The organism is Coleofasciculus chthonoplastes PCC 7420, from assembly GCF_000155555.1.
Classification (GTDB): domain Bacteria; phylum Cyanobacteriota; class Cyanobacteriia; order Cyanobacteriales; family Coleofasciculaceae; genus Coleofasciculus; species Coleofasciculus chthonoplastes_A.
Window position 1 is genome coordinate 1 of the sequence record NZ_DS989853.1, and the last position, 25,908, is coordinate 25,908.

A 25,908-nucleotide genomic window follows, 5' to 3' on the forward strand; every position below is an offset into this window, starting at 1 on the left:
TGGTTATTAACCGTAAGAACTCCTGGCACCCTCCAAGCATCTTCTGCGGCGGCGACTTGGGCACGGTAGCTGGGTACTCTACGCCAGTCAAGACGGCTGTGCCATTATCAACAGTTACACCAGATGTTAGATTAAAAGTCATAAAGTGTGGGGTAATCTGATCAGGTACAGATGGGTCGCCCGTTGGCTGATTCCGAGTCGGGCGATCGCACGGCTAAAACCTTGACAAGTTTCTCAGACTATGCATTTACAGAGGGGTGATATGAAAATTGGCAGCAACTACCTGGGTAACGGTCAATGTGAATTCCGAGTTTGGGCACCGTTTCGGGACAGCGTTGCGGTTCACATCGTCTCTCCCCAGGATCAAGTGATTCCCCTGCAAAAGGATGAATGGGGATATTGGCAGGAAACGGTAAAAGCTGACCCCGGAACGCTCTACGTTTACCAACTCGATGGGTCACTGGAACGACCTGATCCCGCCTCCCATTACCAACCTGAGGGAGTCCATGGTTCCTCTCAGGTGGTGGATCACCACTTTGACTGGACGGATAATTCCTGGCAAGGAATTCCCCTCAAAGACTTAATTATTTACGAACTCCACGTCGGTACGTTTACCCCAGAGGGAACCTTTGAATCGATTATTCCTCGCTTGAGTTACCTTCAGGATTTAGGCATAACCGCGATTGAAATTATGCCCGTTGCCCAGTTTCCCGGAAGTCGCAACTGGGGGTATGACGGGGTTTATGTCTATGGTGTCCAAGAGTCTTATGGGGGACCTGCGGGATTGAAAAAGCTCGTGGATGCTTGCCACCAAGCGGGGATCGCGGTCATTTTAGATGTGGTGTATAACCATTTAGGACCTGAAGGCAACTATCTCTGGGCGTATGGTCCCTACTTTACGGATCAATATCGTACCCCTTGGGGTAATGCCGTTAACTTTGATGGCGCTTATAGTAATCAGGTGCGGAATTTCTTTATCCAGAATGCCCTGTACTGGTTAGATAAGTACCACATTGACGCCCTGCGCGTTGATGCAATTCACGCGATTTACGATATGAGTGCTCAACCCTTTCTACAAGAATTAGGGGATGCTGTCGCCAACTTCAATCGCACCACGCCAGTGCAACGATACGTCATCGCCGAAAGTGATCTCAACGACGTGCGCGTGATTAAACCCAGGGAAGACGGCGGATTTGGTCATGATGCTCAATGGTGCGATGACTTTCACCACATCTTGCATACTCTGTTAACGGGCGAACTATCGGGATATTACGAAGATTTTGGCAAAATTGAGCAGTTGGCAGTTGCTCTGCGCGAAGGCTATATCTATAGTGGACAATATTCCAGCTTCCGCAAACGCAACCATGGCAATTCAGCAGCAGATCGTCCGGCGGAACAGTTTGTCGTCTGTATCCAGAACCACGATCAAATTGGCAATCGACTGATTGGCGATCGCTTATCCACTTTGGTAGACTTTCAGGGGTTGAAGGTAGCGGCGGCGACGGTATTGCTTTCTCCCTATGTCCCGATGCTATTTATGGGCGAAGAATATGGAGAAGAGGCACCGTTTCAGTATTTTGTCAGTCACAGTGATCCCGATTTAATTGAAGGCGTGCGTACCGGGAGGGCTGAAGAGTTTAAAGCATTTGGTTGGGACAACGCCCCTGATCCCCAAGGGACAAAAGTCTTTGAGCAGTCAAAACTACAGTGGGAGAAGATAGAGCAAGACAACTATGCCGTATTGCGACGCTGGTACAAACGGTTAATTCAGCTACGCAAAGAGACCCCAGCTTTGGCTAAACTAGATCGGCAGAATCTTAATGTATCCAGCTTGTCCTCAGAAAAGGTTATTGTTATCCATCGCACGGCTGGAGATAGCCAAGCTATCGGCTTGATCAACTTTGCCCACGATGCAGTAACCGTTTCGCCTCAGATTCCCCCAGGGAACTTCTCAAAAGTGATTGACTCGGCGGATAAGGAATGGATGGGTGAGGGATCTCAACTCTCCCAACAGCTACAAGCTGGACAATCCTTAACCCTTGCTCCTCTGAGTTTTGCCTTATATGCTCAGTGACCTGAAGGGGTGACAAGCCGTCCAAAACCTTTGAAAATCAGGTTTTAAGTGACATTAGTATCTCCAAAAATGAAGCCTTATTGACATCTTTATTGACAGATGAAGACCACCTGAGCAGATATATTCAAGCGAAGCGTTGTGCAGGGGGTATGGGGGGCTAGTCCCCCAGAAAAAACTGCTATCTTTGACCTTATCTGTGACAAGAAGAAAAGGGATAAAAGCAGGATGGCTCAACACTTCAGCTAGTTTGTCACCCCGTTAACTCCGTGACACTAGCCTCGGTTCAGTCGTTAGAAAGAGGCGCAATCTGCCCAAAAGGGGATGTAAGCCCAGTCAAAATCATACCATTATCAACAAATAAGGTGTTACCTAGAGATAATGCATGTATTGGTTGATTTGTCAATCTTGGTGGCTGATATCAAATTCGCTTTTGTCACCCCCTTTATCCCTTGAGGTACGTTTTCCTGGAAACCATCTGCCTTGGAGCTTTCCTGTCCGGTACTTTTGGTATTGCTCAGTGTTAATCCCTGTATAATTAACTAATGTTAAGCTATGATTTAAGCATTACGTTCAACGTCACTATCCTACGGTTTGACATCTTTGTTAACAAGCAATTTTTAAATCTAGTCCCAGAGCCAACGTTCTGTCAGTTCTTTAACCCCTTGAAAAGCTTATGATGCGGATTCCAGTCGCCACCTATAGAATTCAATTTAATCCTGAGTTTACCTTTGAGTCAGCCAAAGCCATTCTTTCCTACTTGGCTGAATTAGGAATTTCTGACTTTTATGCATCCCCCATATTTAAAGCCCGATCCGGTAGCACTCATGGCTACGATGTCGTTGATCCCAATCAAATAAACCCAGAACTCGGCGGATTGGAGAACTTCGAGTCTCTAATTGAGGAAGTGCAAAAGCACGGATTAGGATGGCTTCAGGATATTGTGCCGAACCACATGGCTTTTGATCGTCAAAATCCCATGCTGGTCGAAGTTTTAGAGAATGGTCCTAATTCTCAATATAAAGACTACTTTGATATTAATTGGGAACATCACTATGAGGGCATTAGAGAGCGAGTTTTAGCGCCATTTTTAGGAAAATTCTGTGGCGATTGCTTAGAAAGTGGTGAACTTAAACTCCAGTATAACCAAGAAGGTTTTACGATTAATTACTATGACCTACAGTTTCCCATTCGCATCGAATCCTACTCCAATGTCGTCACCTATGATTTGGCACGTATTCGCCGGAAATTAGGCAGGAATCATCCCGATTTTGTCAAGTTTCTGGGCGCTCTATATGCGCTAAAATACATTCCCTCTGGCGAAGAAGGAATGGAACGCTATGACCAGATTGGCTTTATCAAGAGTATGTTATGGGAACTCTGGAATGATAGTGTCGAGATCAGGGAGTTCATCGACGAAAATATTCAAATCTTTAATGGCGAACCCGGAAAACCCGAAAGCTTTGATTTGTTAGAGAAATTATTGGCTGAGCAGTTTTTCCGCCTTGCGTACTGGAAGGTGGGGAATGAAGAACTGAATTATCGGCGATTTTTCACGGTTAATGACCTGATTTCCGTTCGCATCGAGGATGAGCGGGTGTTTAATCACAATCATGCGTTGATATTGAAGCTGATTGAGGAAAATAAATTTAGCGGCATTAGAATCGATCATATCGATGGACTGTACGATCCGGCTCAATATTTGAATCGCTTGCGAGATCATGCCTCTGATGCGTATATCGTGGTTGAGAAAATCTTGGAAGAGCATGAAGATTTGCCGCTAACGTGGCCCGTACAAGGGACGAGTGGGTATGATTTCTTAAACAAAGTTAATGGCATTTTTTGTCATCACCAGACTCAGCCTAAGTTTGACAGCGTTTACTATCGCTTTATCGGGCATTCCATATCCTATAAAGCCATAATTGAAGACAAAAAGCGATTGATTATCGCCAAGCATTTGACTGGAGATATCGATAATTTAGCCAATTTACTCCAACGAATTTCTGGTCGGTACAGATACGCTAGTGACTTTACTATATATGCGCTGAAAGCTGCTTTAGTCGAAATCATGGCGCTGTTTCCCGTATACCGAACCTACATTAATCCAGAAGGGTTGAGCAAAGCGGATCGAGATTGTATTGAGTATGTCATTAGCAAAGCCAAAGAAAATACGCCGATTTTCTTTAACGAACTGACGTTTATTGAGAAATTTTTATTACTGGAGGTTGATGAGTCACTCAATCCCGAAGAAGCCGAACAATGGCGTTATTTTGTCATGCGGCTGCAGCAGTTTACCGGACCGCTGACAGCCAAGGGGGTGGAAGATACGACATTCTATATTTATAACCGTCTCATCTCTCTTAATGAAGTGGGTGGTAATCCGGGTGAGTTTGGCGTTTCCTTAGACGACTTTCATGACTTTAACCAACACCGCATCGCTTATTGGCCCCATACAATCAATACAACAGCAACCCACGATACAAAACGGGGTGAAGATGTGAGAGCCAGAATTAATGTCATCTCAGAAATTCCCGGCGAGTGGGATAGTATGTTGAGAAAATGGCAGGAAATAAATGCGGTTCACAAGGATTGTATTGATGGGTTAGATATTCCTGATCCCAATGACGAATATTTTCTTTACCAAACCTTGCTGGGAACCTTTCCCTTTAATGAAACGGAGTTCCCTACTTATGTGCAGCGGATCAAAGACTATATTATTAAGGCAATCCGAGAGGCAAAAGTCCATACCGCTTGGTTGAGACCCGATACTAACTATGAAGAAGGGTTTATTCGGTTTGCGGAACGCTTACTCAAAGATATGCCTGATAATCCCTTTTTAGAAGCGTTTCTACCCTTTCAACGCAAAGTCCAACATTACGGCGTTTTTAATAGTCTCTCCCAAGCCTTGTTGAAATTGACATCTCCCGGCGTTCCTGATTTTTACCAAGGAACGGAACTGTGGGATTTAAGTTTAGTCGATCCCGATAATCGTCGTCCGGTGGATTTTGAACAGCGGCTGGCGTTAGTTCAAGACTTGAAACAGCGCTACGAAACGGATAAGTTGGGTTTAGTTCAGGAACTTTGTCAGAGTCCAGAAGACGGTCGAATTAAGTTATTCGTCATCTATCAAGCCCTAAAAACTCGGCGCGAGTATTTAGAATTATTCCAACGTGGTGATTACCACAAACTGACTGTTATTGGTAGCTTGAAGGATCATGTTGTTACCTTTGCCCGAACTTGGGATCATACAACGGTGATTGTCATTGTCCCTCGGCTGTTGACGAGTTTAGTGAAGCCAGGAGAATATCCCATGGGTGAACAAGTTTGGCAAGAAACCCGGATTTCTTTACCCTCTAGTTCGTCGTCTGTGTGGCGGGATGTGATGACGGGACGGGAAATTCAGGGGGACGATACGCTGTGGATTCGAGATGTTCTCACTGATTTTCCAGTGGCGTTATTGGTGAATCAAAATCAGCAGGAATGATGAATAGATAAACACCGTAGGGGCGACCCGCCGCATATAATTCATACCACCAAACCATTAATTTGTTCGGGTCGCCCTCCCCAGGGTATCGGTAATTATCTGACATCACTTACTTTGAGAAAAGGGCGAGTCGAGACAGGTTAATTCTCACATCATCTATTGATGCAGCGACTCGCCCCTACAAAACCAATTAACCCCCCGTACCGACGAGAAAAGGGCGAGTCGAGACAGTTGAATTCTCACGCCATCTATTGATGCAGCGACTCGCCCCTACAAATCCAATTATCAATTACCAATCAACCATTAACCATCAACCATCAACCATTAACCATTAACCATTAACAAATAACAAAATGATTCACTGATTAAACACCATGGCTGGATCAAGGCGTGTCACTTTCTGAATCGCGAAAATCGCCGAACCGACGCACATTCCCACCGTGATCGCCAAAACCGCGATCGCAGATACGGGGGTGATCAAAATCACAATCCCCTGAGTGGCTGATGTCCACAGGGCTACACCATAGCAGAGGAACATGGCTGGGAGATAACCCAGAACCGACATCCACAGCGCCTGTTCAATAATTACGCCGTAAATGCGCCAATCTGACGCGCCAATTGCCTTTAGCGTACCAAATTCTTTAATATGGTCAGCTACGGAGGAATAAAGAATTTGACCGACAATAATCACACCAACCACCACACCAACCACTGCCCCCAAACCTAGAATAAAGCCAATTCCGGTTCGCTGTTGCCAAAAGTTTTGATTCTTTTTAATAAACTCCTCGCGAGTATAGGTACTGACATTCGGTAACGCTTTCTCTAATCGTGCTTTCAGTTGTGACAAATCCTGACCCGGTTCCGCCGCAATTAAAACATATTGAATCAAATCAGAAGCGACTAATGAATTCGGTGGCGGTGGCGATTGATTCTGTAGTTCTGCTTCCGTTGTTCTCGAATAAGTATTGGTACAAATTAAATCCTCAGCACCTGACGGTAATTTACAGGACAGTTCCGACTTTTGACCCGATGTTAAGAACGCATTAGCACTGGTTAGGGAGGTAAACATGAAGGAATTGGACACAATCGATGCATTCCCTTGGGTGAAACCTATCACTTGGGCGGGCAAGGAATTGACGCGGGCAATATCCCCAATCTGTTGAATATTTAGAGAATCTTGGTTGGTTGCATCCACAATAATTTTATAGGGTTCAGTTAAGTCCCTGACATCGCCTTGCACTAGATTGATGGGTTGAAAGAGTTGCCCATTGGGGTCAAATCCGACTACTCTGACGCGGGTAATTTCCCCTTGAGGCGGATTCCATAACGCGCCACTAAAAATAAGGGCTTCGGCTTTGGCTACCCCTTCCACCTGACGGGCGGAGATAACATGGGATAAGGGAATGGGTAGTGTCAGTTCAAGTTGCACCAACTTATCTGATGCGACCCAAATATCTGCATTAGAATTGTAAATTAACTGAGCCGTGGATTGGGTAAATCCATTAAAAATACCCGTTTGCAACGTGACTAAACTCACCGCAAACATAATTCCAGCTTGGGCGACTAAAAAGCGGGGAATGTCTTCAAGTAAGTTTTTTCGGGCAAGAGAAACCATTTTCGTGTGTTTTTTGTTTAGAATCTCTCTGAAAATTTGGTCGGGGCGGGTTTAGTTGCATCTGGGTGAGGGAAGAAACAATAATAGTAAAACCCGCCCCTACATAAAAACGTTCTCATGCTTCATCTTCGGAAGGCCACAACAAGCGAACTGCCATTAAGGCGAAACCCACCGCCGCGATCGCTTTGAGAATTCGCACCGGGAACAGTTGCGCTACGCCTCCCCCTGCTAATACGCCAATCAACGTGGCTAATAGCAATGCGGCTACAGCCCCCAAGAATACCGCACGAGGCGACTTGAGGCTACCCCCAAGCGCGATCGCCGCCAGTTGGCTTTTGTCACCAATTTCGGCTAAAAATACGGTGATGAAACTTAATCCTAGTAATTGCCAATCCATAATCTTCAAAACTCTCTGATTCAGTCAGGGCTGGTTTCGTAAAACCCGCCCCTACACACTCCAATTTGTTTCATCCGAGTTGCACCACATCCCACAGCAGCATAACGGAAATGAAGAGTAATAATGTCCCGGCGGCGGTTTCCAGGGTTTTGGGCGGTAAACGCTTGGCTAACCAGGTTCCCAGTAAGACACCGATTAAACTGGTGGTAATTAGTGCGATCGCGGCACCTGTAAAGACTATCCACGGCGATTGAGATTCTGCACTGATCAGCAGGGTTGCCAGTTGGGTTTTATCGCCAATCTCAGCTAGAAAAATAGTTAGGAAGGTGGAACTAAAGATACCCCATATCCCCCGTTGGCGCTTGACGATGGGACGCAAACTGTTCGGAGTGGGGGAAATTGGTAACTCAGACGGATCAGAGACATCTTTGGGGGCTGGATTCATCAATGAAAAGGGTGCTGTCAGAACAAAACCGACGATGGGCAAGGAAGATAGTTTCACAGGGAGTTCCCAGTTTACGTCGATCTTTTTTCATATTCTATTCATCTTTGCAGAACTTTACAAATTTGACTATGATCGGGGCTAAAGTCAGCATGAGAGTCGGTGTCTACTGGTCTACTTTCCTTCCTTGTCTCACCTGAACCCCAATCTTAAAAAACCTACCCTTGTAAGGCACCCCACACCCCCTCTACAGCCGTGGTAAAATTTCCGGTAAAAGCTGACCCGGTACCTTAGAAAGTGCCAGATTTTGCCCACTAATCCCTTGTTCCTGGTAGAACGTGCGAATCGTTTTAATGATATAGTCCAAAGAGGTTTGGTAAACATCCGATCGCACCGCTACTCCCGTACAAGCTTGAACATGCTGATGGAGGGCGGTTTGTAGATGGTGAGATTGATCCTCTTTTCCCGCACCCAAAGACGGTTCAGTGGCAAACTGGTAATGGGCAAGTCCCAAATTATTCCGAGTGGCGATAACATCAAAATTAACCGATGTCGGCGGATGATTCTGCGCCAATTCCTCGGCTAACGCGATCGCAACCTCGTAAGCCGCGATACAATGGCGTAAATAGTCTGCCCGTCTCTGAGAGTCTTCAACACAGCGATCCGCCAGATGCCAATACGCCGTTCCTAAATTATTCTGAGTCGCGGCACAAGCAGCCGGAGACACCTCTGGGGTACGATAGGTCAACGCATCTTTATAGGCTATCACCGCTAACTCCAGCCAGGTTTCGGGTTGTTCGTACTGTGCCAGATTCCAGTACGCTGTGCCTAAATTATTTTGAATCATCGCCCAATTTGTCGCATTCGAGCGACTATTGTAATAACATAGGGCTTCCGCATACGCCCCAATTGCTGCCTGTAAGTTATTGACAGGAGAGTGATGTTGTGCTAAATGCCAATACGCCGTGCCTAAGTTATTTTGGGTAGAGGCATATTTAAGCGGGTCATTTTCTGGATTACGATAGTGTAATGCTTCTTCATAGGCTCGAATCGAGAGTTCTAAGTTATCCGCGACATCTTGATAGCGAGCCAAATCCCCATAAGCTGCCCCTAAATTATTTTGGATCATGGCATAGGTGTGGGGCGCGTCTTGAGCCGTTAATTTCGTTAATGCCAGTTGATAGGCTTGAATCCCCTGTTCCAGATAAGATAGACGCATCCCTGTATCCTGGGGACATCGGGAAAGCATCCAATAGAGATTCCCCAAATCATTAAGAACATCCGCCACGTAAGGTGATGTATCATCTAACCATTGCAACGCCTGCTCATACGCCTGAATCGCGATCGCTAAATTTTCTTCTGAGGTGTCTCCTTGTTCAATCGCATGACGGTAATGATTCCCCAGTTGTAAATACGCCTCAGCGGGCGACGCGGTTTGGGGGAGATCTGGGGATTCCGTTGATGTATCAGCAGGATGTTGGGATGTCGGCGGATTTTGCGGCGGTAATGGTGTTTCTTCCATATCAAAGTCCACAGCCCCCAGCATCCTTTTACCATTCGGATTAGCATTAGACTTCCCGTTAGTCGGGACAATCAGGGGTTCAACCTCACCATTAGAGTCTCCATTGCTGCCTATACTATTCTGGAACAACTGCAAATCCAGAGTTTCGTCCACTTCCTGGGTTAGCACCGTCTGCAAGGTTTCTTGGAACGAAGCCTCTGTTTCCTCTGTCTTGTCTATCTCCTCTTCCTCTGTCTCCTGAGTCATCACCGCCGTGGGAGAGGCTTCCGGTTGAGTCGCGCCAACAGGGGGAAGTGGTGTGGGTTCCCCTTCAAACTCGAATATCCCAGTACGCCACCGCCAAAATTCCGGTACAGACTGAACAATGGAATGGAACCAAGGGCGGGGTAGCCAGAGTAACACATTGGCGTCTAACTGCGGCAAATAGCGCTCAATCGACTGTAAACGTCGGAGAAACAGTTGCTGTACCGTTGGGGATTGACGGGTTAAGCGTTCAACACCCAGGAGTTGGAAACAGGGAGGGGATGTGGCGATGGGAGAATGGCGATTTTGAGCTAACCAGGCAGCTATTTGGGCAAAGGGATGGGGATCATTGACATTAATGTTCAGGCTGACTAAATTAGTAGAGCCTGAACCCTTGGGTGGCGCGATCGCAGAGGTTGTCCCCAACTCCCCATGAAGTTTACCCGCCAGACGATTCCGCAGACTCAGATCATCACAAATCGCCACAAAAATTTGACGCCGTAGTCCGAGACTGAGAGCAAGTTTCAAGCGTTTATAGATTTGCCGATTCCAGCTCGAAATTTTATGGGCAACAGTATCCGTTACAGTCATGCTGAGAGAGTCCAGGAGCGTCAGGCAACAATAGGATGAGATTTAGGGGGAAGACTTGATCGTAACAACGAGTACCGAGCGATCGTGAATTGGGCAGAATCGCGATAAAACCTGAATGATGAACAATAAGAAAATCGCAATTTTAGAGGATGCTTAGTTCTATCTACCTACTCGTTGCATAATCAGTAGTTGAGAGTAATCTTACTATGACTCTTCCTACTATTGTTGCCTAAGTCAGGACTTATTGGTTGAAGGGTTGCCTGATTATTAACAGCAGATTCTAATCGAGCCGTTTCTCAACAAGAGAGTTCATGAAACTCGGCAAGAATATCCTCTGCCTCGTAGGGCATCTGGAAATAAGATCGGAAAGTATAGGATTGTCCTTCTTGGAGAATTTTGGTCTTTGGCATGGGCGGCTTGGCTTGTCCTTTTGATGTCATCCCAATTCTAATCAGATGGGTAGCCTCGATAGTGCTAGAGACGCGCCATGGCGCGTCTCTACATAAATGATGTGTCCTAACCGTCTTGGCGGTTGCTATAAAACAACAACTGACAACTTGAATCATATTCAGACCCCCTCCACAGGATACCTCTGGAGCTGACAGGTGTAGGTTTTTTATTTAAGGGTGGAGACAAGACAAGGGGACAAGGAAGGAAAGAAGACAAGGGGGAAAAACCGTAAAGAATTCGGTTCGGTCAAACTAACTTCTAAAAGCCGAAACGCCCTATTTTTCGTTAAAACTCTTCCTTGTCTACTGGTCTACCTGTCTTCCTTGTCTTACCTGAACCGCAATCTTAAAAAACCTACCCTTGTGAGTACCTCTGGAGGGGGTACTTGAGTCGCTATCTTAAGACAGCTAAGGGACTTGCGACTTAATAATGTACCAAGGAGACTTGGCTGAGTTCATGAATTTCAGCTTTCCTCACTGGTACTTTATTTTTACGCCGCTCCCTAAGCTTCTACTTCCACCGGTTCGGGTTGGGGTTCGGGGGGAAGTTCTTGTTTCAGTGTCAGATAACGAATAACCTCATCTCCATAGCGCATCGCTCGCTGAAGCTGAGCCACATGAATCGGGGGCGCTTTATAGTTCATTTGGATATAGACGCCTTCGCGATGTCTTTCGATGGGATAAGCCAAACGACGCTTACCACGATGTTGGATTTCAATCTCCTCACCGCCTTGCTCTTGCAGGAGATCTTTATACTTGGTCACAGCTTGGTTAACCTGCTCCTCTGACATATCAGGACGCAGGATGTACATCATTTCGTAACTATCGCTCACAAATGGTCTTCTCCTTATGGACAATTGGGCTTCTTTTGCTGATTCGGGATAGCCACAGCGTTTTCACCAAGAAGCTATCCCGCTCAAAGAAGCAAGGATAGGAGCAGATTTGACTGCTTTACTCTATGGCAAATCTGGGTTCTTTCCTACCTCTAGGCTTGAGTGCAGACAATCCGCCCAGATTATACTCTTGCAATTCTACTATTTTTGACGCTTCGTTGAAAACAGCCCCTCTTGGGGTCTTATTATAGTCTCGGAATGCCCTCCCGTGACTTAGGCAGCACTTGGTTTTCGTTAACTGCTTGTTTCTTATACTACAGCAGTATAGACTATCCGAAAAATTTTAAAAGCCGTCCTACAAGACAAGGACGCGGCTTGTGACCCATTATTTCCGGTCAATCAAAATCTCATATCAGTAGAATGCTCTCATTCAATTACCAAGGAATCTCTAATATCATGGCGCAGCGCTACGTCCGAATTAAAACGGCTCAAGGGCAAACCTACTATGGCTTGCTGCAACTCAACCGCAGTATCCAAGTTTTAGATGCACCGCCGTGGCTACAGGGTCAACCGACTGATCTGGAGTTAGCACCGGATAGTTATACATTGTTGGCTCCCTGTGCGCCATCCAAGATTGTCGCCGTTGGCAAAAACTATATGGATCACGCCGTTGAAATGGGAACACCTGTTCCCCAGGAACCCTTGTTGTTTCTCAAACCACCGACAACCATAACGGCGGCGGATCGAGACATCCAGTTTCCGCCTCAGTCAAAACGGGTGGACTATGAGGGGGAGTTGGCGCTGGTGATTGGTGAACTCTGTGTAGACTGTACGCCCGAACAAGCCCAAGGAAAAATTTGGGGGTACACCATCGCCAACGATGTCACCGCTCGCGACTTACAAAAACAAGACGGTCAATGGACGAGGGCAAAGGGTTTTAATACCTTTTGTCCCCTAGGTCCTTGGATTGTGCGGGAGGTGAGTGCTGGGGCGAAGTTGCAGACGTTTTTAAACGATGCGCCGGAACCGGTACAATCGGCATCCATTGATCAAATGGTATTTGCCCCGGACTTCTTAGTCTCCTATATTTCTGAGATTATGACCCTGCTTCCGGGAGACGTAATCCTGACGGGTACGCCACGAGGGATTGGTCCAATGCAAATCGGCGATCGCGTCCGTGTGGAAATTGAGGGAATTGGTCATTTAGAAAACACTGTCGTCCCCCGTTCTGCACCCGTTATTCTTTAACCTGGGTTAAACGGTTTTTCAAGAATCCTCACACCCTTACATAAACGAATGACCAATGACCAATGACCAATGACCAATCATCGAACTTGGGCGTAAACGGCTTCCGAGAGTGTAGGAATTTCAGCGTAGCGACCCAGCAATGATTGCACGATTGAGTAGAAACAAGCCGCTAGGGTTCCTAAAAAGATCACATTGTTTAGGGTTTCCATGAAAAAACTATTCCCCAGTCCTCTGCCGAGAATATCTATGGCAAAACTACAGAGAACTAAAAGAATATCTAAAAGAATTGCCTGCATTGTATTAAAACGAATAAAATGAGCAATTCTTTCATTTCTGACCACCGCTAAGAACAAGACGAAAAAAACAATGAGTCCGATAAATGGACTACTGTAGTAAATAGACATTAAAGGTTTTAAGGGTAAATAAATAAAACCCAATACGGGAAATTTGAGCAGTAAGGGAAGACCAAACTGAAACCCATAAATTAAGGGCAGTAGATAGGGTAGCGCTGCAAAAATCCGCTCTTTAACCGTTGTCGAGCCGCGCCAAGTCATTGTTGCTTCTCCTTGTTTGGGGGGTTCAAATCGTTATCTAACTATGTTCAGGATAGCGCAGGCGACCCCTGGAGATGAGCGTTGCCATCTGTCATGGGTCTTAGGTCAGGAGTTGAGGACGATTTTAGACAAAGAAAGGGGTTCAGTTTATTGTCCCAAATGCTAAACTACTTAAACTACTCAAGGTTAGCGATGCGGAAACCCATTTCGCACTCATATTGCTCCGGTTGATGGGGTGTGAGTTTACGAATGGCATGACCACATCCCAGCTTACCCCGACGCCAACGGGGTTGACCCTTGCTGTCAGCCAGCAAACAGCTTTGACAAACTTGAGTCGGGGAGAGAATTTGCTCTTCGGTAAGGATAACTAACATAGAACGCCTCCGGTCAATTCCACTAGAGCGCTGATCCCATCATAATTTACGTCTTTAGCTAGAGGCTCTTTATCAACACAGAGCTTAACTTTCATCCATTGGATACTTACCTCTGAGAAACGCAGGGGAGATGGGTCAGGGTTTGAGCAAAGCAACGGCAACGGGCAATGTGGTAAAACGTTTATGAACCCAACTGGACGGCAAAGCATCGTAAGGGATTGACGGACGTGACTCAAACAAACTTAGATTTTCTCGCCCAAACAGACCCAGAAATCGCTGAGGGAATAAGCCAAGAACTTCAACGCCAGCGTGACCATCTGGAACTGATTGCTAGTGAAAACTTTACCTCCCCGGCTGTACTGGCGGCTCAAGGCTCAGTCTTAACCAATAAGTACGCCGAAGGCTTACCCGGAAAGCGCTACTATGGCGGTTGTGAATTCATCGATAAGGTAGAACAGCTTGCCATTGACCGGGCTAAACGGCTCTTTGGTGCAGCTCATGCGAATGTCCAACCCCATTCCGGCGCTCAAGCCAATTTTGCCGTATTCCTGGCGCTGCTCAAGCCGGGAGACAGGATTATGGGGATGGATTTATCCCATGGGGGACACCTCACCCATGGTTCGCCTGTGAATGTGTCGGGGAAGTGGTTTAAGGTTTGTCACTATGGTGTTAATCCGGAAACCGAGCAACTGGATTATGATCAGGTGCGCGAACTTGCCCTCAAAGAACGCCCCCAGATGCTGATTTGTGGCTATTCGGCTTATCCGCGTATTATTGACTTTGAAAAATTCCGCAGCATTGCTGATGAAGTGGGCGCTTACCTGCTGGCGGATATTGCCCATATCGCGGGGTTAGTGGCGACAGGTCATCATCCCAACCCAATTCCCCATTGTGATGTTGTTACGACAACCACCCATAAAACCCTGCGGGGAACCCGAGGTGGCTTAATTCTCACCCGTGATCCGGAACTAGGGAAAAAGCTGGATAAAGCGGTGTTCCCAGGAACTCAGGGGGGTCCATTAGAACATGCGATCGCGGCGAAAGCTGTGGCGTTTGGTGAAGCGTTACAACCCTCATTCAAAGACTATTCGGCGAATGTGATTGAAAATGCCCAAGCCCTCGCCAGTCAACTGCAAAAACGGGGTTTGAAAATTGTCTCTGGCGGGACGGATAATCATTTAATGCTGGTGGATTTACGCTGTATTTCCATGACCGGGAAACGAGCAGATCAACTGGTGAGTGGTGTGAATATTACCGCGAATAAAAATACGGTTCCCTTTGATCCAGAGTCTCCCTTTGTCACCAGTGGCTTACGTCTCGGTTCCCCGGCGATGACAACACGCGGGATGGGAGTGGCTGAATTTATCGAGATTGGTGATATTATTGCCGATCGCTTACTCAATCCAGAGGATGAAACCATCGCCGCCGATTGTCGGCGTCGTGTGGCTCAATTGTGCGATCGCTTCCCCTTATATCCCCATCTCACTATTCCTGTACCTACATTGGTATAAATTGGTCATTCGTCATACTCGCTATCGCGAGAAGCAAGCTACGTCATTTGTCTCTTGTTGTTTCCCTATTCCCTATTCCCCATTCCCTATTCCCTATTCCCTGTGTTAACTAAGGACAAATGACCAAGGACAAAAAACAAACCAATGAGCGCAGAAATCATTTGTGTTGGCACTGAGTTACTGCTAGGGGATATTCTGAATACGAATGCCCAGTTTTTAGCCCTCGAACTGGCAGATCTGGGTATTCCCCACTACTATCAAACGGTTGTGGGAGATAATCCCTCGCGGTTAAAGCAAGTCTTGGCAATGGCGTGCGATCGCTCGGCGATTCTGATTTTTACGGGAGGACTTGGACCGACACCAGATGACTTGACAACGGAAACCATTGCAGATTTTTTCGGTGTTCCCCTGATTGAGCAAGTTGACATCATTGAGGATATTGCTCGCAAATTTGCTCAACGGGGGCGGCAAATGACTGCCAATAATCATAAGCAAGCCCTGATTCCCGAAGGCGCTAAGGTTTTACCGAACCCCAAGGGAACCGCACCGGGGATAATCTGGCATCCACGTCCCGGTTTAACTATTCTTACCTTTCCCGGTGTTCCCAGTGAAATGCAGCGGATGTGGCGAGAAACGGCGGTTCCCTATCTCAAAGGTCAAGGTTGGGGACAACAAATTATCTATAGTCAAACCTTACGATTCTGGGGGATTGGGGAATCCGCGTTAGCTGAAAAAGTGGCGTCGTTTTTTGACTTAACCAACCCCACCGTCGCTCCCTACGCCTCTCAGGGAGAAGTCCGGTTACGGGTTAGCGCCCGTGCGCCGTCTCAAGGGGAAGCTATACAGGTAATTGAACCTGTTGTCAAGCAACTGCGGCAAATTGCTGGGGCTGACTATTTTGGTGTGGATACAGATACCCTAGCCTCGGTTGTGGGTCAGCTTTTAACCGATGCCAATCAAACGGTGAGTGTAGCTGAATCCTGTACGGGAGGCGGTTTAGGCAGCATGTTGACAGCCGTTCCCGGAAGTTCTGACTATTTTTTGGGTGGGATAATTTCTTATAGCAATGACGTAAAAGTATCCTTACTGGGGGTTAAGTCATCAGATCTGGATAAATGGGGGGCGGTGAGTAAACCTATTGCCCAGCAAATGGCATTGGGTGTGCGATCGCGGCTGACGACGGATTGGGGTGTGAGTATTACTGGCATTGCTGGACCCGGCGGTGGGAATGAATCTAAGCCGGTGGGGTTGGTATATATCGGTTTGGCGACGCCAGATGATAGAGTTGAGTGTTTTAAATATAACTTTGGTCGCGATCGCGATCGGGCTTCGGTTCGTCATTGGAGTGCCTGTTATGCCCTCGACCAACTGCGACGCCGATTATTGGAGCAATACCATTAGGCTCACCTCTAACTTGAGTTATAACTAAAGGTAGAGAAGCCAAAACCGTTGCGATCGCCGGATCGACTCCATATTCCATTTAGGAGATAGCTAGGCTTTAGGGTTCTGTGTTATGCTGAACGTTAAGAAATGCAACAGATGGGTTAAAACGATCCAGACGGTGTATAGCAATAGGAAAACCGCTCAGTTTAATATCAGCGTCATAGTCTTAACTTGGGCAGGGTTTCCACTAAAGCGCCCACAAAGCGCCCAAGCGTAAAACGCCCAAGAGTTCCCAAAGTCGTGCTGAGAAAGGCTTCTAGCACCCGTCCTGTTGTTAAGACGGTCAAAAACCTATTAAGTTGTCTCATAGGAGCATTCAGTTTAATGGATTATATAGAAAAGGTGTTGGAAAAACTGAAAGAATGGGCACGCAAGCTGGTTGGAACCCTCTTGGGTCCTGAATCTCAGCCGGAACCCGAACTCATCCCCATTCCGGTTAATAATCCACGCCGTCGTTCCCGGTAATTAATTAACGTGCCGAATGAAGCTCGGAGTTCTTTGAGTATTCTCGTCCTGCATGGTCCAAACTTGAATCTTCTAGGACTCCGAGAGCCTGGTATTTATGGATCGGTAACCTTGGCAGAAATTGACAAACTCCTGCAACAGGAGGCAAGGTCATTATCCTGCCAAGTTGTGACGTTACAGTCCAACCATGAAGGTGTTTTAGTTGATGCCATACAAGCAGCGAGAACGCAGCATCAGGGGATATTAATCAATGCTGGTGCTTATACTCATACAAGTGTAGCCCTACGCGATGCCTTAGCCGCCGTAGCCCTGCCTGTAGTGGAAGTACATCTGAGTAATATCTATCAGCGCGAACCCTTTCGACATCACTCCTTCATCGCCCCCGTAGCTGTCGGTCAGATCAGCGGCTTTGGTGCCGAAAGTTATCGCTTGGGACTCTTAGCTCTCGTCCATACCCTGAAAACAGGGGCAAGAGCAAATTAATGCAGCATTCTCTTCTGTGCCGATTTCAAGGAGCATTACTGGGTAGCTTGATTGGTGAGCTGGTCAGCCATCACCTTGATCAAGGACTCGGTGATTCAGTTGGTAGAAAATCGCTTCAGTTCACCAAACGCCAACCCCAACCGAGTCAGTCCCACCTCTGTATGCCCAAACTCTCCCCTTGGAGTCAAATCGCCACTTGTGGAATCGAGAGTTTAATTGACACAGGCAGGCTGAATATAGACGATTGGATCATTCGCTGTAGCCAAACCCAACCCTCACTCCTAGAATTGAAAGGGAAAGCCCAAAGCAGCGAAGCAGCAGTGGCAACGCTGCCAATGGCGCTTTTTTTTCACGAAAATCAAGAGTTGTTACGGCAACACCTGGTTCAGGCGGCAGCAATTTGGCAACTCGAAACCGACGCCTCGGCTGGGGTGTTGGCAATTGCTACCGCCATGGCTCTGACTCTCACCGAAACCCTTAACCGAACAACCCTGATTCCCCACATCCTTAGAGGCTTAGGGACAGAAAAAACCCTCTTAGCCTACCGATTACAACAGGTTCAAACCCTGATAGAAGCAGGTGCAGATTTAGAAACCACCACGAGGAAGGTGCGCCGTCTACCCGCAAATTTAGGTAATAGGGGGGATGCCTCAGATATGGCGATCGCTTTAAGCTTTTATTGTTTCCTCTATACACCCGAAGATTTTCGTCTCTGTGTCATCCGTGCCGTTCGTAGTGGTTACCACAACCCAGTAACGGCAGCTTTGACAGGGGCATTAGCGGGTGTTTATAACGGTATCAACGGTATTCCAGTTAGCTGGCGAGTTGCTGCCCTAAAAATTCCGGTCTTCAAAGAGAGGCAAAAATTAACAGACCAATTACTAGCGGTTTGGCTAGGGGTTTACGATCAAAAACAAATCAATGGTCGGTACAAACAAGCAGCCGTTGCTGCACCGGATGTCATTCAACGTCGTTTATAAGTTATAGATAGGTGGGTAAGCCATGTTTTGTCAGCTAAAAAGAGCTAAACTCAAACATTACAGCCGACTAAATGAAACCCAGTCAGGAACCCCACGGCTATAAGCCGGGGCTTTGAAAAAGCCTATACCTGACCAGTCCTAAGTGCTTAGCGCACTACGTTAACGGCAAGAGTTAAAAGTCCTACCTACGGATGCGTGCCAGTCTGTAGCTCTAGAACCAAGTGGTTAAACAGGTCTAAGGGGTTAAGCCAGTGCTACTTGGAAAGTACCGACCGTTAACATTGGCGAGGCAAACATCACCCCGGAAACGGGAGGGGCGCAAGCCCAATCAAACAACCCTTATGCGTACAGGTCGAAAGCTTTGAGCTTGTAACTGCCCAAGCTGGCATACAAATGCAAAATGTCACGCCTAGTGAGTAGACCCAAGGCGGTAGGGACTTCAAATCTTACCAACCCCAATTTTCGATGAACTGACCGCAAATCCCCACCTGTCTGCCTCGCGGTTTCACCGCTACCGCTCACCTAAAAAGGCAACTCTTCTGCTATGAAAAGGCTCCACTCGTTGACGCAACAGCTAAACCACCTGCGGCAAAAAAAATCTGAGCAATTTCGTACCATCCTTCCATTCGTCGGGTCTGATGGTCATCTTTCCCCTGAGCAAAAAAAGTCAGGTCATCCGTTAAAACAAACCCTTTCTTTCCTGGGGACAAAAGGCAATCCACCACCATCAGCAAAGCGGCAAGGACGTTCACCCGTCATGTTTGTCTTAGCCGTCGTTTCTCTCACCAGCGTGATGGGAAACCGCTTTTACAATCAACCAACCCTCGATGTTGGTCGGGATGCCCCCTATACCATCCGCGCTCGCTTTGACGCCAGTGTTGAGGATACTAAAACGACAGAAGAAAAACGCAAAGAGGCTCGGACGGGTTCGTTCCCGGTTTTAATGATTGACAAATCTCTGACCCAAGAGATTGATCAAAACCTACAACAATCATTGGACAAAATAGACCAATGGCGAGAAATTAGTGGTTCGTTTCCGTTTGTGCCAACCTCGGTGCTATCCGCCGCCACCCAGCAGTATCTGCGCCATAGTGAAGCCTGGGAATGGCAAGCTATTGTTGCTTTCGTCGAAGATAATGCTCCGGTCAACCCCTTTGAGCCTGGAGTGGTTATCCCGAACCGAGAGAAAAAACCGTTGACTCGGGAGTTCATCCAAGCAGTAAGCGAATTGCAAAGTTACCGTCAAGTAGCATCTACCCCAGCCTTCTCTGAGTTGATGCAGACAGCCAGTAAAGCTCGTCAGGGTTACCAAAAGGCAGTGGCTCAACTGTCATCAAGTGTAACCCCGGACTCAACTCCTGCCTACGATGCATCTGTACTCGATCTGTCTGATTCCGCTTGGCAGAAAACTCGACAGGGAATTCAGGATGCCACTCGCCACATTCTCACCCAAGGAATTCCGCCAGGATTGCCCTCGGAGTTATTAGACAATGCGGTAGCGGTGCAGGTGAGTACGCTGATTCCGGCTGAGGCACAACCCTTAGCTGTGGAACTCCTGACCTCTAACTTAAAGCCCAATTTAATTGAAGATACAGAACAAACCAAGCGTCGGGCAGAACAAGCTGCTCGATCGGTAGATCCTGTGATGGTGACGGCTCAAGAAGGAGAAGTCATTGTCGAAGCGGGCGAGGAAATTACCCAGGCGGATTTTGTCCTGCTGGATTACTACGGCTTGAGTCGTCGCGAAATTAACTGGATCGGGCTGATTGGATTTGGCGGTTTGGTTACCGGGGGAGTTGGTATTTTTTGGTTAGTCGAACGTCGAGTCCATCCCCCCCTGCGGCGACGCGATCATATTTTGGTGCTGCTGTTGAGTTTAAGTACACCCGTCTTGGCACTATTGGGGGGGCAATATAATAGCCTGCCCGCGATTGGGTTGTTAGTGGGGAGTTTCTATGGGTCAAGTTTGGGTGCGACTGTGGTGACACTGTTGACCGGCTTGGTCACATTTAGCATGGAGGTGAGCTGGGAATTTTTAATCGCGGGTGGTACCGGTGGTTTGGTGGGGGCGTTAGTTGCCGGACGGATGCGATCGCGGGAGGAATTGGCGTTATTAGGCGGTATCGTGGGATTGACCCAGGGCAGCGTTCATCTCGTCCTGAATCTGATTATGAGTGCCAGTGCTGGCACAATTTGGTACGCGGTGCTACCGGGTGCGGCGCTCTACGGGCTATCGGGGTTAGCCTGGAGTATTGTGGCACTGGGACTATCTCCTTATCTAGAACGCTTGTTTGACTTGGTGACGCCAATTCGGTTAGCGGAGTTGTCCAATCCGAACCGTTCATTGCTCAAACGGTTAGCCACGGAAGCGCAAGGAACATTCCAACATACCTTGTTTGTTGCCTCGTTAGCCGAAGCCGCCGCCCGTGAACTTCACTGTAATGTGGAACTGGTGAGGGCAGGTACTTTGTATCACGATATTGGCAAAATGCATGATCCGTTGGGATTTATTGAAAATCAAATGGGCAGTCCCAATAAACATGATCAAATTAACAACCCCCGTAAGAGTGCCGAGATTATTAAAAAGCATGTCTCTGAAGGGTTGGTCATGGCTCGCAAACATCAGTTACCGAAAGCGATTCGGGATTTTATTCCCGAACACCAAGGTAAACTGCTGATTTCCTATTTTTACTTTCAAGCCAAACAACGTGCTCAGGAAGAGGGGGGAGAGTCGGTCAAAGAAGCAGACTTTCGCTATGATGGACCGATTCCTCAGTCGCGAGAAACCGGAATTGTCATGTTAGCCGATGCCTGTGAAGCGGCGCTGCGATCGCTTAAAGATGTTACCCCGGACACCGCCTTAATCACGGTTAAGAAAATCCTTAAAGCCCGATGGGAAGATAACCAGTTAGTTGATTCGGGGTTAACCAAAGAAGAATTATTGATTACGGCGGAAATCTTTGTCAAAGTTTGGCAACAGTGCAATCACCAGCGGATTGCTTATCCAAAAGCGGCTCTGAGTTGTCAACCCTCTTCTGCTACATAAAACTAATACAATTTCCGACATAATCGGACATTGATGTTTACTTACTGCTTCAACCAGGGCTGTCGGCAGCTTCCTGTCCACAGTCGTTAAGTTTGGGAGCGATCGCATCCAATTACCGAGACGCCAACACTCCCACGCGATCGCGCTTCACCTCTGCCAAGATAGCACCGCGCCGTTTCAATACCCGCTTCATCTCCTCAGACAATCCCGGATTGCTAGCAAACTCAGCATTTTCCACATTTGCCCCTCTCAAATCCGCCTGATTCAAGTTGGCTCGACTCAGATTCGCGCCGCCGAGTTCAGCAATGCTGAGATTGGCGCGAATTAAGTTAGTATTGCCTAAGTTGGCTAAATACAGGTTAGCCAGACTCAAATCCGCCAAACTCAAATCCGCCCCCTGTAAATCAGCCCCGGTGAGGTTCGTCCGAATCAAATCAGCCCCTCGTAGGTTGGCGCGAATCAGGTGAGCATGGCTCGCATTGGCACGAATCAGCGTCGCCTGACTCAAATCACTAAGGCTGAAATCAGCATTCCGTAGCTGAGTATTCCGCAATTTGGCACGGTTTAGTTTCGCTTGGCTCATATCCGATTCACTCAGATTCGCGCCGTCGAGATCCGCACCTTGCAGATTAGCCTGTCCCAAATAGGCACGAATAATTGAAGCCTGCTTCAGGTTTGCCTCTCTCAGGTCAGTTTTTCCCAGATTTGCCCCTCTAAGTTTCGCTTCACTTACGTTAGCGGCATAGAGATAAGCCTGGTAGAGATGAGCGCCTCTCAAATCAACCATTTTCAGATTGGCGTAGTTTAAAGTTGTCCCCTCTAAATTGGCATCGGTGAGGTTCGCCCCCTCCAAGTTTGCCTGAGTCAGATCCGCATTCGACAGCACCGCACCGCGCAGATTCGCCTGTCTCAAATCCGCCCCACACAGATTAGCCTGAATCAAATCAGCCCCGCGCAAATCAGCCCCGCACAGCCTCGCCTTCATCAGGTTAGCGCCATGCAAATCAGCACCTCTAAGATTGGCTTTCACCAAATTAGCACCTTTGAGATTCGTATCTCTGAGATTAGACTCGGCGAAATCTCGTGCCAAATTCAGACCCACCATTGCCGCCAGTTGAGCTAAATTGTCCGTTTCTGCCGCGACAACCTTCTGAATTAGGACTTGGAGTTGGGTAAAAAAACGTTCATCCATCATAGTGCAACTCAACTCGACTGAGATAGGGCTTAAACTTACGTTCCAGCAACTGCTGAATAATCAGCCTGTCCAGCACCGCCCGTTTATTGCGACTAATATCCGGACTCCACAATCGGTCAACATGGGTCAAACAAATATCTCGCCGCGATACTTCAAATGTGGCGTCCACGCGACAAGGAAGGGCAGAGACACTCAATGTGCCGAGTTTGACCTGATTGAGCCAGCCATTTAAGACAGGCTGTCCCCGTTCTTCTTCAAAAATCCAGGCGGGGTTTTCTTCGGTTACTTTTGTAGTAATGTGACAAATGGAATAATGGTTAGGTTCCCCGTTTAGTGACGGTTGTCCGGTTGCTCCATTTCCCTGTAGATCAAGGGTGGGCAGATCGAATTCGGGTGAGGTGCGATCGCGGATAGGACGATTGGCTGGAGAATCCGTCTCCACTGTTGGTACACCCAATTCCATAGAACCCATAATCCGGGACTCATAGGGAATCTCACCCCCCTCTATCCTCAGCCTTAATGCTCCCCCTTTGAGTCCAAACTGAACCCGTCCTTGAGGTAAAGATTCCCACTGCTGGCTAAACTTAAGGGTTAAGTACAGGTCAATTTGTGGCGTTGGGAACGGTTGCAGAAATTCCAGATAGTCAGGATGTTCCACGGGTTGCACCGGAATCCCTGCCAATGTCATGTACAGACAATCAGCACAGTTGTTTTCCGGTTCGGGCTGGGAGAGAGGAGAAATCGGGGAAGGCATTGCCGAACACCAACTGAGTAGGGGTTCATCTATAACCGTACATGACCTGGGACTCAGTTGTTTGCCCGCGTAACATTAGGTAACTAAATCCTGGCAAATACGCCATATCTAAAAGAGTAGGGTGGGTGAGGCGGGACTTTAATGGAGGGATAACCATTGAATTTGGGAAAGAGTGCGATCGCGGCTGTGATGTGGAGCCAGGATCAGGGCGATCGCCTAACCCAATTCACCCAAACAGACTCCTGGGGTGAATTAGTCTCAACTCTACTAACCACACACCCTAAGGCGTAACCCCTCGGAGCGTCGCCAGTCCAGTGCGGACACGATCAATTGGTTCACGGTTGAACCGAGCATTAGGAGCCTGCATGATAGAAAGAACTTGGGTAAATTCGCTGATCGCTTGTTGGCGTTGGTCTTCGTTAAGATTACCATTCTGCCAAGCAATAGCTGTATCCCGCGCAATTTCTCCCAGAATTGTCGCAGCATACCCCGGCGAGTCCTTTTTATTGCTGACTAATAAAGCGCGGAGTTTTGGTACTACATCCAACGAAGCTACTCCAAACTTTCCCAGCCGAATAATTGCGTTATTGCGATCGTTATCATTGGTAGAGTCCAATCGCGCTGCGTAGTAGGGTACGAGATAAGGGAATCCCTGATCTCCATAACCCCGTAACTGAGACAGTGCCTCTCGTTGAATCAATGGTTCCGGGTGCTGCACCAATCGCCCGACAACAGGCAAACCTTGCATTTCTCCAAACTTGAGTAATGCCCACCCACTGGCAAGCTGCATCCAAGGATTATTATCCCGCACAGCAGTAATCAAAGCAGGAATGGCACTGCGATCGCCCAACTTGCCCAAGGCAATAGCAGCATTGACTCGCACCAATTCTTGAGGGTTAGTCGGAACCGAAATGTCTTGCGGACTGCGTGGAAATCTAATAGACAAACGGGGTGGTGGAGGGAAAAATAATCCATTCGAGGAGGGTGGCACGTAACGCCCTGTATCCCTCAGTAGTGGCAACAGGTCAGGAACCGCCGACTGTGCTGATTCTCCCAGATTTCCCAACAGTTCTGCTGCTTGCAAGCGAACAATTGGCTCTGGTGCTTTCAACGCTTCGATTAAGCCGGGTAATGCATCTGTCCCCAACAAGCTTAATGCTTTGTGGGCAACACTGCGAACCAGGGAATCGCCATCATTAAGTACAGTAACTAAAGACCTCGCCGTGTTATTATCCGCTTCCGCTCCCAAGACTTTAGGTAGCAGTGATCCTGAATCTTCAAAAACTGTTGCTGCACTGTGACGCAGGTTAGGATCAGAATGCTGTAAAGCTTCTAACCAATGAGATAGGAGGGGGACAGAAGCTCCGATTTGGGAGAGCGCCCATGTTGCATTCAGCTTAACCCACGGATCAGGGTCTTGCAAGGCTTCGGTTAAGGGAGGTGTCGCTAATGATCTTGCTGGCAAACCAATTTTTCCCAGCGCGATGATGGCTGTAATCCGCAGTCGGTTTTCGGGGTTTCCAGGCGGGGTAGGTGGAAGGCGTCGTTCGTTATCCGTCTCCTCCTCTGTTGTTGTAGTAAGACGAGGAGGAGGAGAAGCAAGAGGAGGAAAAGGAAGAGGACGAGCAGGAGGACGACGAGCAGGAAGACGAATAGGAGCGGGAGTAAGAGGAAGACGAGTACGAAGAGTAGGAACAGGAGCAATAAAAATACTTTGACTGGGATATCGAGGACTTGATGGCATGGGTACGATCGCCCGACGTCCATCATTCATCATCTCAATCAATCTAGGAACTGCTGGTGCAGCATCATCAGTGAGATTGCCTAATGCTTCTGCTACACCACTTTTGACCAGAGGATCGGGGTCGTCCATCGCTCTGAGCAATGCTGGAACAATATCTTGTTGGGTATCACTAAGTTGTTGAATAATTTCCCGACGTTTGCCAACATCGGCGGTACGCAATTGTTCAACTAACTCGGCAACAATGATTGGTTTAGCACTCTCCCCTTCTCCCCGCTTTGCTATCACGGCTGGAGACGAGCTAAACTTCTCCTCTTGAGCTGCAACTCGGATCGGGTCAGCCAAGAAACTCACAATTGTTAACAGGCTCAAAGCCACGCCTATTCGAGAACTCATAGTATTGCTCAACTTAGAATTTTGTCATGCAATTATCACATAAATATATATCTTCGCAGACATTTTGTTAA

General features: G+C 47.6%; 21 protein-coding genes. 10 read left to right on the plus strand and 11 right to left on the minus strand.

The genetic code is table 11. The features are described from left to right. The first annotated feature begins 262 nt into the window (after window positions 1-262). On the plus strand, window positions 263-2,074 hold the full coding sequence (gene treZ / locus MC7420_RS18190) for a malto-oligosyltrehalose trehalohydrolase (protein WP_006102111.1): 1,812 nt from the start codon (window positions 263-265) through the stop codon (window positions 2,072-2,074). A 676-nt stretch (window positions 2,075-2,750) separates the two neighbouring features. Continuing rightward, complete coding sequence (gene treY, locus MC7420_RS18195; protein WP_006102344.1) at window positions 2,751-5,555, plus strand: malto-oligosyltrehalose synthase; 2,805 nt, start codon at window positions 2,751-2,753, stop codon at window positions 5,553-5,555. Window positions 5,556-5,913: 358 nt separating this feature from the next. Here the strand turns inward: treY and MC7420_RS18200 are convergent, their stop codons facing one another. The 6 genes from MC7420_RS18200 to rpsF all read right to left on the minus strand — a co-directional run bounded on the left by MC7420_RS18200 (window position 5,914) and on the right by rpsF (window position 11,626). Next, window positions 5,914-7,170, minus strand: a complete 1,257-nt coding sequence (locus MC7420_RS18200; protein WP_006102230.1) for an FtsX-like permease family protein — start codon at window positions 7,168-7,170, stop codon at window positions 5,914-5,916. 115 nt (window positions 7,171-7,285) lie between these two features. Beyond that, window positions 7,286-7,567 (minus strand): TMEM165/GDT1 family protein, encoded by a 282-nt coding sequence (locus MC7420_RS18205; protein ID WP_006102145.1) that lies wholly within the window; start codon window positions 7,565-7,567, stop codon window positions 7,286-7,288. A gap of 70 nt (window positions 7,568-7,637) precedes the next feature. Then, window positions 7,638-8,012 carry a TMEM165/GDT1 family protein gene (locus MC7420_RS18210; protein ID WP_044208195.1) on the minus strand — a complete coding sequence of 125 codons (375 nt, stop codon included), beginning with the start codon at window positions 8,010-8,012 and terminating at the stop codon, window positions 7,638-7,640. 244 nt (window positions 8,013-8,256) lie between these two features. Continuing rightward, entirely contained in the window at window positions 8,257-10,365 is a 2,109-nt protein-coding gene (locus MC7420_RS18215; protein WP_006102336.1) for a tetratricopeptide repeat protein, read from the minus strand. A 296-nt stretch (window positions 10,366-10,661) separates the two neighbouring features. Continuing rightward, window positions 10,662-10,931: a hypothetical protein gene (locus MC7420_RS39945; RefSeq protein WP_157453220.1), complete on the minus strand. Its 270-nt coding sequence runs from the start codon at window positions 10,929-10,931 to the stop codon at window positions 10,662-10,664. 386 nt (window positions 10,932-11,317) lie between these two features. After that, a complete protein-coding gene (gene rpsF, locus MC7420_RS18220; RefSeq protein ID WP_232231733.1) occupies window positions 11,318-11,626 on the minus strand; it encodes a 30S ribosomal protein S6 in 309 nt (102 codons plus the stop codon). 477 nt (window positions 11,627-12,103) lie between these two features. On the opposite strand from rpsF, the gene MC7420_RS18225 reads away from it, so the two are divergent. Continuing rightward, window positions 12,104-12,895, plus strand: coding sequence for a fumarylacetoacetate hydrolase family protein (locus MC7420_RS18225; protein ID WP_044208198.1), 792 nt, complete (start codon window positions 12,104-12,106; stop codon window positions 12,893-12,895). A 77-nt stretch (window positions 12,896-12,972) separates the two neighbouring features. Here the strand turns inward: MC7420_RS18225 and MC7420_RS18230 are convergent, their stop codons facing one another. Both MC7420_RS18230 and MC7420_RS18235 read right to left on the minus strand, forming a co-directional pair. Next, window positions 12,973-13,449, minus strand: coding sequence for a Tic20 family protein (locus MC7420_RS18230; RefSeq protein ID WP_006102150.1), 477 nt, complete (start codon window positions 13,447-13,449; stop codon window positions 12,973-12,975). Between the two features lie 176 nt (window positions 13,450-13,625). Beyond that, window positions 13,626-13,823 carry a hypothetical protein gene (locus tag MC7420_RS18235; RefSeq protein WP_006102198.1) on the minus strand — a complete coding sequence of 66 codons (198 nt, stop codon included), beginning with the start codon at window positions 13,821-13,823 and terminating at the stop codon, window positions 13,626-13,628. A 227-nt stretch (window positions 13,824-14,050) separates the two neighbouring features. Here MC7420_RS18235 and glyA point away from each other — a divergent pair, with 227 nt between their 5' ends. The 6 genes from glyA (at window position 14,051) to MC7420_RS18260 (ending at window position 21,751) form a co-directional block, all read left to right on the plus strand. After that, window positions 14,051-15,334: a serine hydroxymethyltransferase gene (glyA, locus tag MC7420_RS18240; protein ID WP_006102215.1), complete on the plus strand. Its 1,284-nt coding sequence runs from the start codon at window positions 14,051-14,053 to the stop codon at window positions 15,332-15,334. Window positions 15,335-15,478: 144 nt separating this feature from the next. Continuing rightward, window positions 15,479-16,735, plus strand: a complete 1,257-nt coding sequence (locus tag MC7420_RS18245) for a competence/damage-inducible protein A (RefSeq protein ID WP_006102351.1) — start codon at window positions 15,479-15,481, stop codon at window positions 16,733-16,735. A 366-nt stretch (window positions 16,736-17,101) separates the two neighbouring features. Beyond that, window positions 17,102-17,242 carry a hypothetical protein gene (locus tag MC7420_RS41595; protein WP_006102135.1) on the plus strand — a complete coding sequence of 47 codons (141 nt, stop codon included), beginning with the start codon at window positions 17,102-17,104 and terminating at the stop codon, window positions 17,240-17,242. Window positions 17,243-17,245: 3 nt separating this feature from the next. Continuing rightward, window positions 17,246-17,725, plus strand: a complete 480-nt coding sequence (gene aroQ / locus MC7420_RS18250; RefSeq protein ID WP_044208098.1) for a type II 3-dehydroquinate dehydratase — start codon at window positions 17,246-17,248, stop codon at window positions 17,723-17,725. Beyond that, a complete protein-coding gene (locus MC7420_RS18255) occupies window positions 17,725-18,705 on the plus strand; it encodes an ADP-ribosylglycohydrolase family protein (protein ID WP_006102138.1) in 981 nt (326 codons plus the stop codon). Before aroQ ends, MC7420_RS18255 begins: the two co-directional genes overlap by 1 nt. 544 nt (window positions 18,706-19,249) lie before the next feature. After that, complete coding sequence (locus MC7420_RS18260; protein ID WP_044208101.1) at window positions 19,250-21,751, plus strand: HD family phosphohydrolase; 2,502 nt, start codon at window positions 19,250-19,252, stop codon at window positions 21,749-21,751. 112 nt (window positions 21,752-21,863) lie between these two features. Here the strand turns inward: MC7420_RS18260 and MC7420_RS18265 are convergent, their stop codons facing one another. Together MC7420_RS18265 and MC7420_RS18270 are read right to left on the minus strand one after the other, a co-directional pair. Beyond that, a complete protein-coding gene (locus MC7420_RS18265) occupies window positions 21,864-22,946 on the minus strand; it encodes a pentapeptide repeat-containing protein (protein ID WP_044208104.1) in 1,083 nt (360 codons plus the stop codon). Then, window positions 22,936-23,700 carry a hypothetical protein gene (locus MC7420_RS18270; RefSeq protein WP_044208106.1) on the minus strand — a complete coding sequence of 255 codons (765 nt, stop codon included), beginning with the start codon at window positions 23,698-23,700 and terminating at the stop codon, window positions 22,936-22,938. The genes MC7420_RS18265 and MC7420_RS18270 overlap by 11 nt, the downstream gene beginning before the upstream one ends. Window positions 23,701-23,856: 156 nt before the next feature. Between MC7420_RS18270 and MC7420_RS43400 the strand changes: the two genes are divergently transcribed. After that, window positions 23,857-23,991, plus strand: coding sequence for a hypothetical protein (locus tag MC7420_RS43400; protein WP_269546308.1), 135 nt, complete (start codon window positions 23,857-23,859; stop codon window positions 23,989-23,991). Here MC7420_RS43400 and MC7420_RS18275 read toward each other — a convergent pair. Further along, window positions 23,981-25,837, minus strand: a complete 1,857-nt coding sequence (locus MC7420_RS18275) for a HEAT repeat domain-containing protein (protein WP_044208108.1) — start codon at window positions 25,835-25,837, stop codon at window positions 23,981-23,983. The genes MC7420_RS43400 and MC7420_RS18275 overlap by 11 nt on opposite strands. Window positions 25,838-25,908: the final 71 nt, after the last annotated feature.

Excerpts from the sequence above, each read along its gene's own strand:
- MC7420_RS18260 (WP_044208101.1), top strand. The coding sequence starts at position 19,250 with ATGAAAAGGCTCCACTCGTTGACGCAACAGCTAAACCACCTGCGGCAA.
- MC7420_RS18275 (WP_044208108.1), bottom strand. The coding sequence starts at position 25,837 with ATGAGTTCTCGAATAGGCGTGGCTTTGAGCCTGTTAACAATTGTGAGT.
- MC7420_RS41595 (WP_006102135.1), top strand. The coding sequence starts at position 17,102 with ATGGATTATATAGAAAAGGTGTTGGAAAAACTGAAAGAATGGGCACGC.
- MC7420_RS18225 (WP_044208198.1), top strand. The coding sequence starts at position 12,104 with ATGGCGCAGCGCTACGTCCGAATTAAAACGGCTCAAGGGCAAACCTAC.
- MC7420_RS18270 (WP_044208106.1), bottom strand. The coding sequence starts at position 23,700 with ATGCCTTCCCCGATTTCTCCTCTCTCCCAGCCCGAACCGGAAAACAAC.
- MC7420_RS18210 (WP_044208195.1), bottom strand. The coding sequence starts at position 8,012 with ATGAATCCAGCCCCCAAAGATGTCTCTGATCCGTCTGAGTTACCAATT.
- MC7420_RS18205 (WP_006102145.1), bottom strand. The coding sequence starts at position 7,567 with ATGGATTGGCAATTACTAGGATTAAGTTTCATCACCGTATTTTTAGCC.
- MC7420_RS18255 (WP_006102138.1), top strand. The coding sequence starts at position 17,725 with ATGCAGCATTCTCTTCTGTGCCGATTTCAAGGAGCATTACTGGGTAGC.
- MC7420_RS39945 (WP_157453220.1), bottom strand. The coding sequence starts at position 10,931 with ATGATTCAAGTTGTCAGTTGTTGTTTTATAGCAACCGCCAAGACGGTT.
- treZ (WP_006102111.1), top strand. The coding sequence starts at position 263 with ATGAAAATTGGCAGCAACTACCTGGGTAACGGTCAATGTGAATTCCGA.
- MC7420_RS18235 (WP_006102198.1), bottom strand. The coding sequence starts at position 13,823 with ATGTTAGTTATCCTTACCGAAGAGCAAATTCTCTCCCCGACTCAAGTT.
- rpsF (WP_232231733.1), bottom strand. The coding sequence starts at position 11,626 with ATGTACATCCTGCGTCCTGATATGTCAGAGGAGCAGGTTAACCAAGCT.
- MC7420_RS18230 (WP_006102150.1), bottom strand. The coding sequence starts at position 13,449 with ATGACTTGGCGCGGCTCGACAACGGTTAAAGAGCGGATTTTTGCAGCG.
- MC7420_RS18215 (WP_006102336.1), bottom strand. The coding sequence starts at position 10,365 with ATGACTGTAACGGATACTGTTGCCCATAAAATTTCGAGCTGGAATCGG.
- MC7420_RS18200 (WP_006102230.1), bottom strand. The coding sequence starts at position 7,170 with ATGGTTTCTCTTGCCCGAAAAAACTTACTTGAAGACATTCCCCGCTTT.
- treY (WP_006102344.1), top strand. The coding sequence starts at position 2,751 with ATGCGGATTCCAGTCGCCACCTATAGAATTCAATTTAATCCTGAGTTT.
- MC7420_RS18265 (WP_044208104.1), bottom strand. The coding sequence starts at position 22,946 with ATGATGGATGAACGTTTTTTTACCCAACTCCAAGTCCTAATTCAGAAG.
- MC7420_RS18245 (WP_006102351.1), top strand. The coding sequence starts at position 15,479 with ATGAGCGCAGAAATCATTTGTGTTGGCACTGAGTTACTGCTAGGGGAT.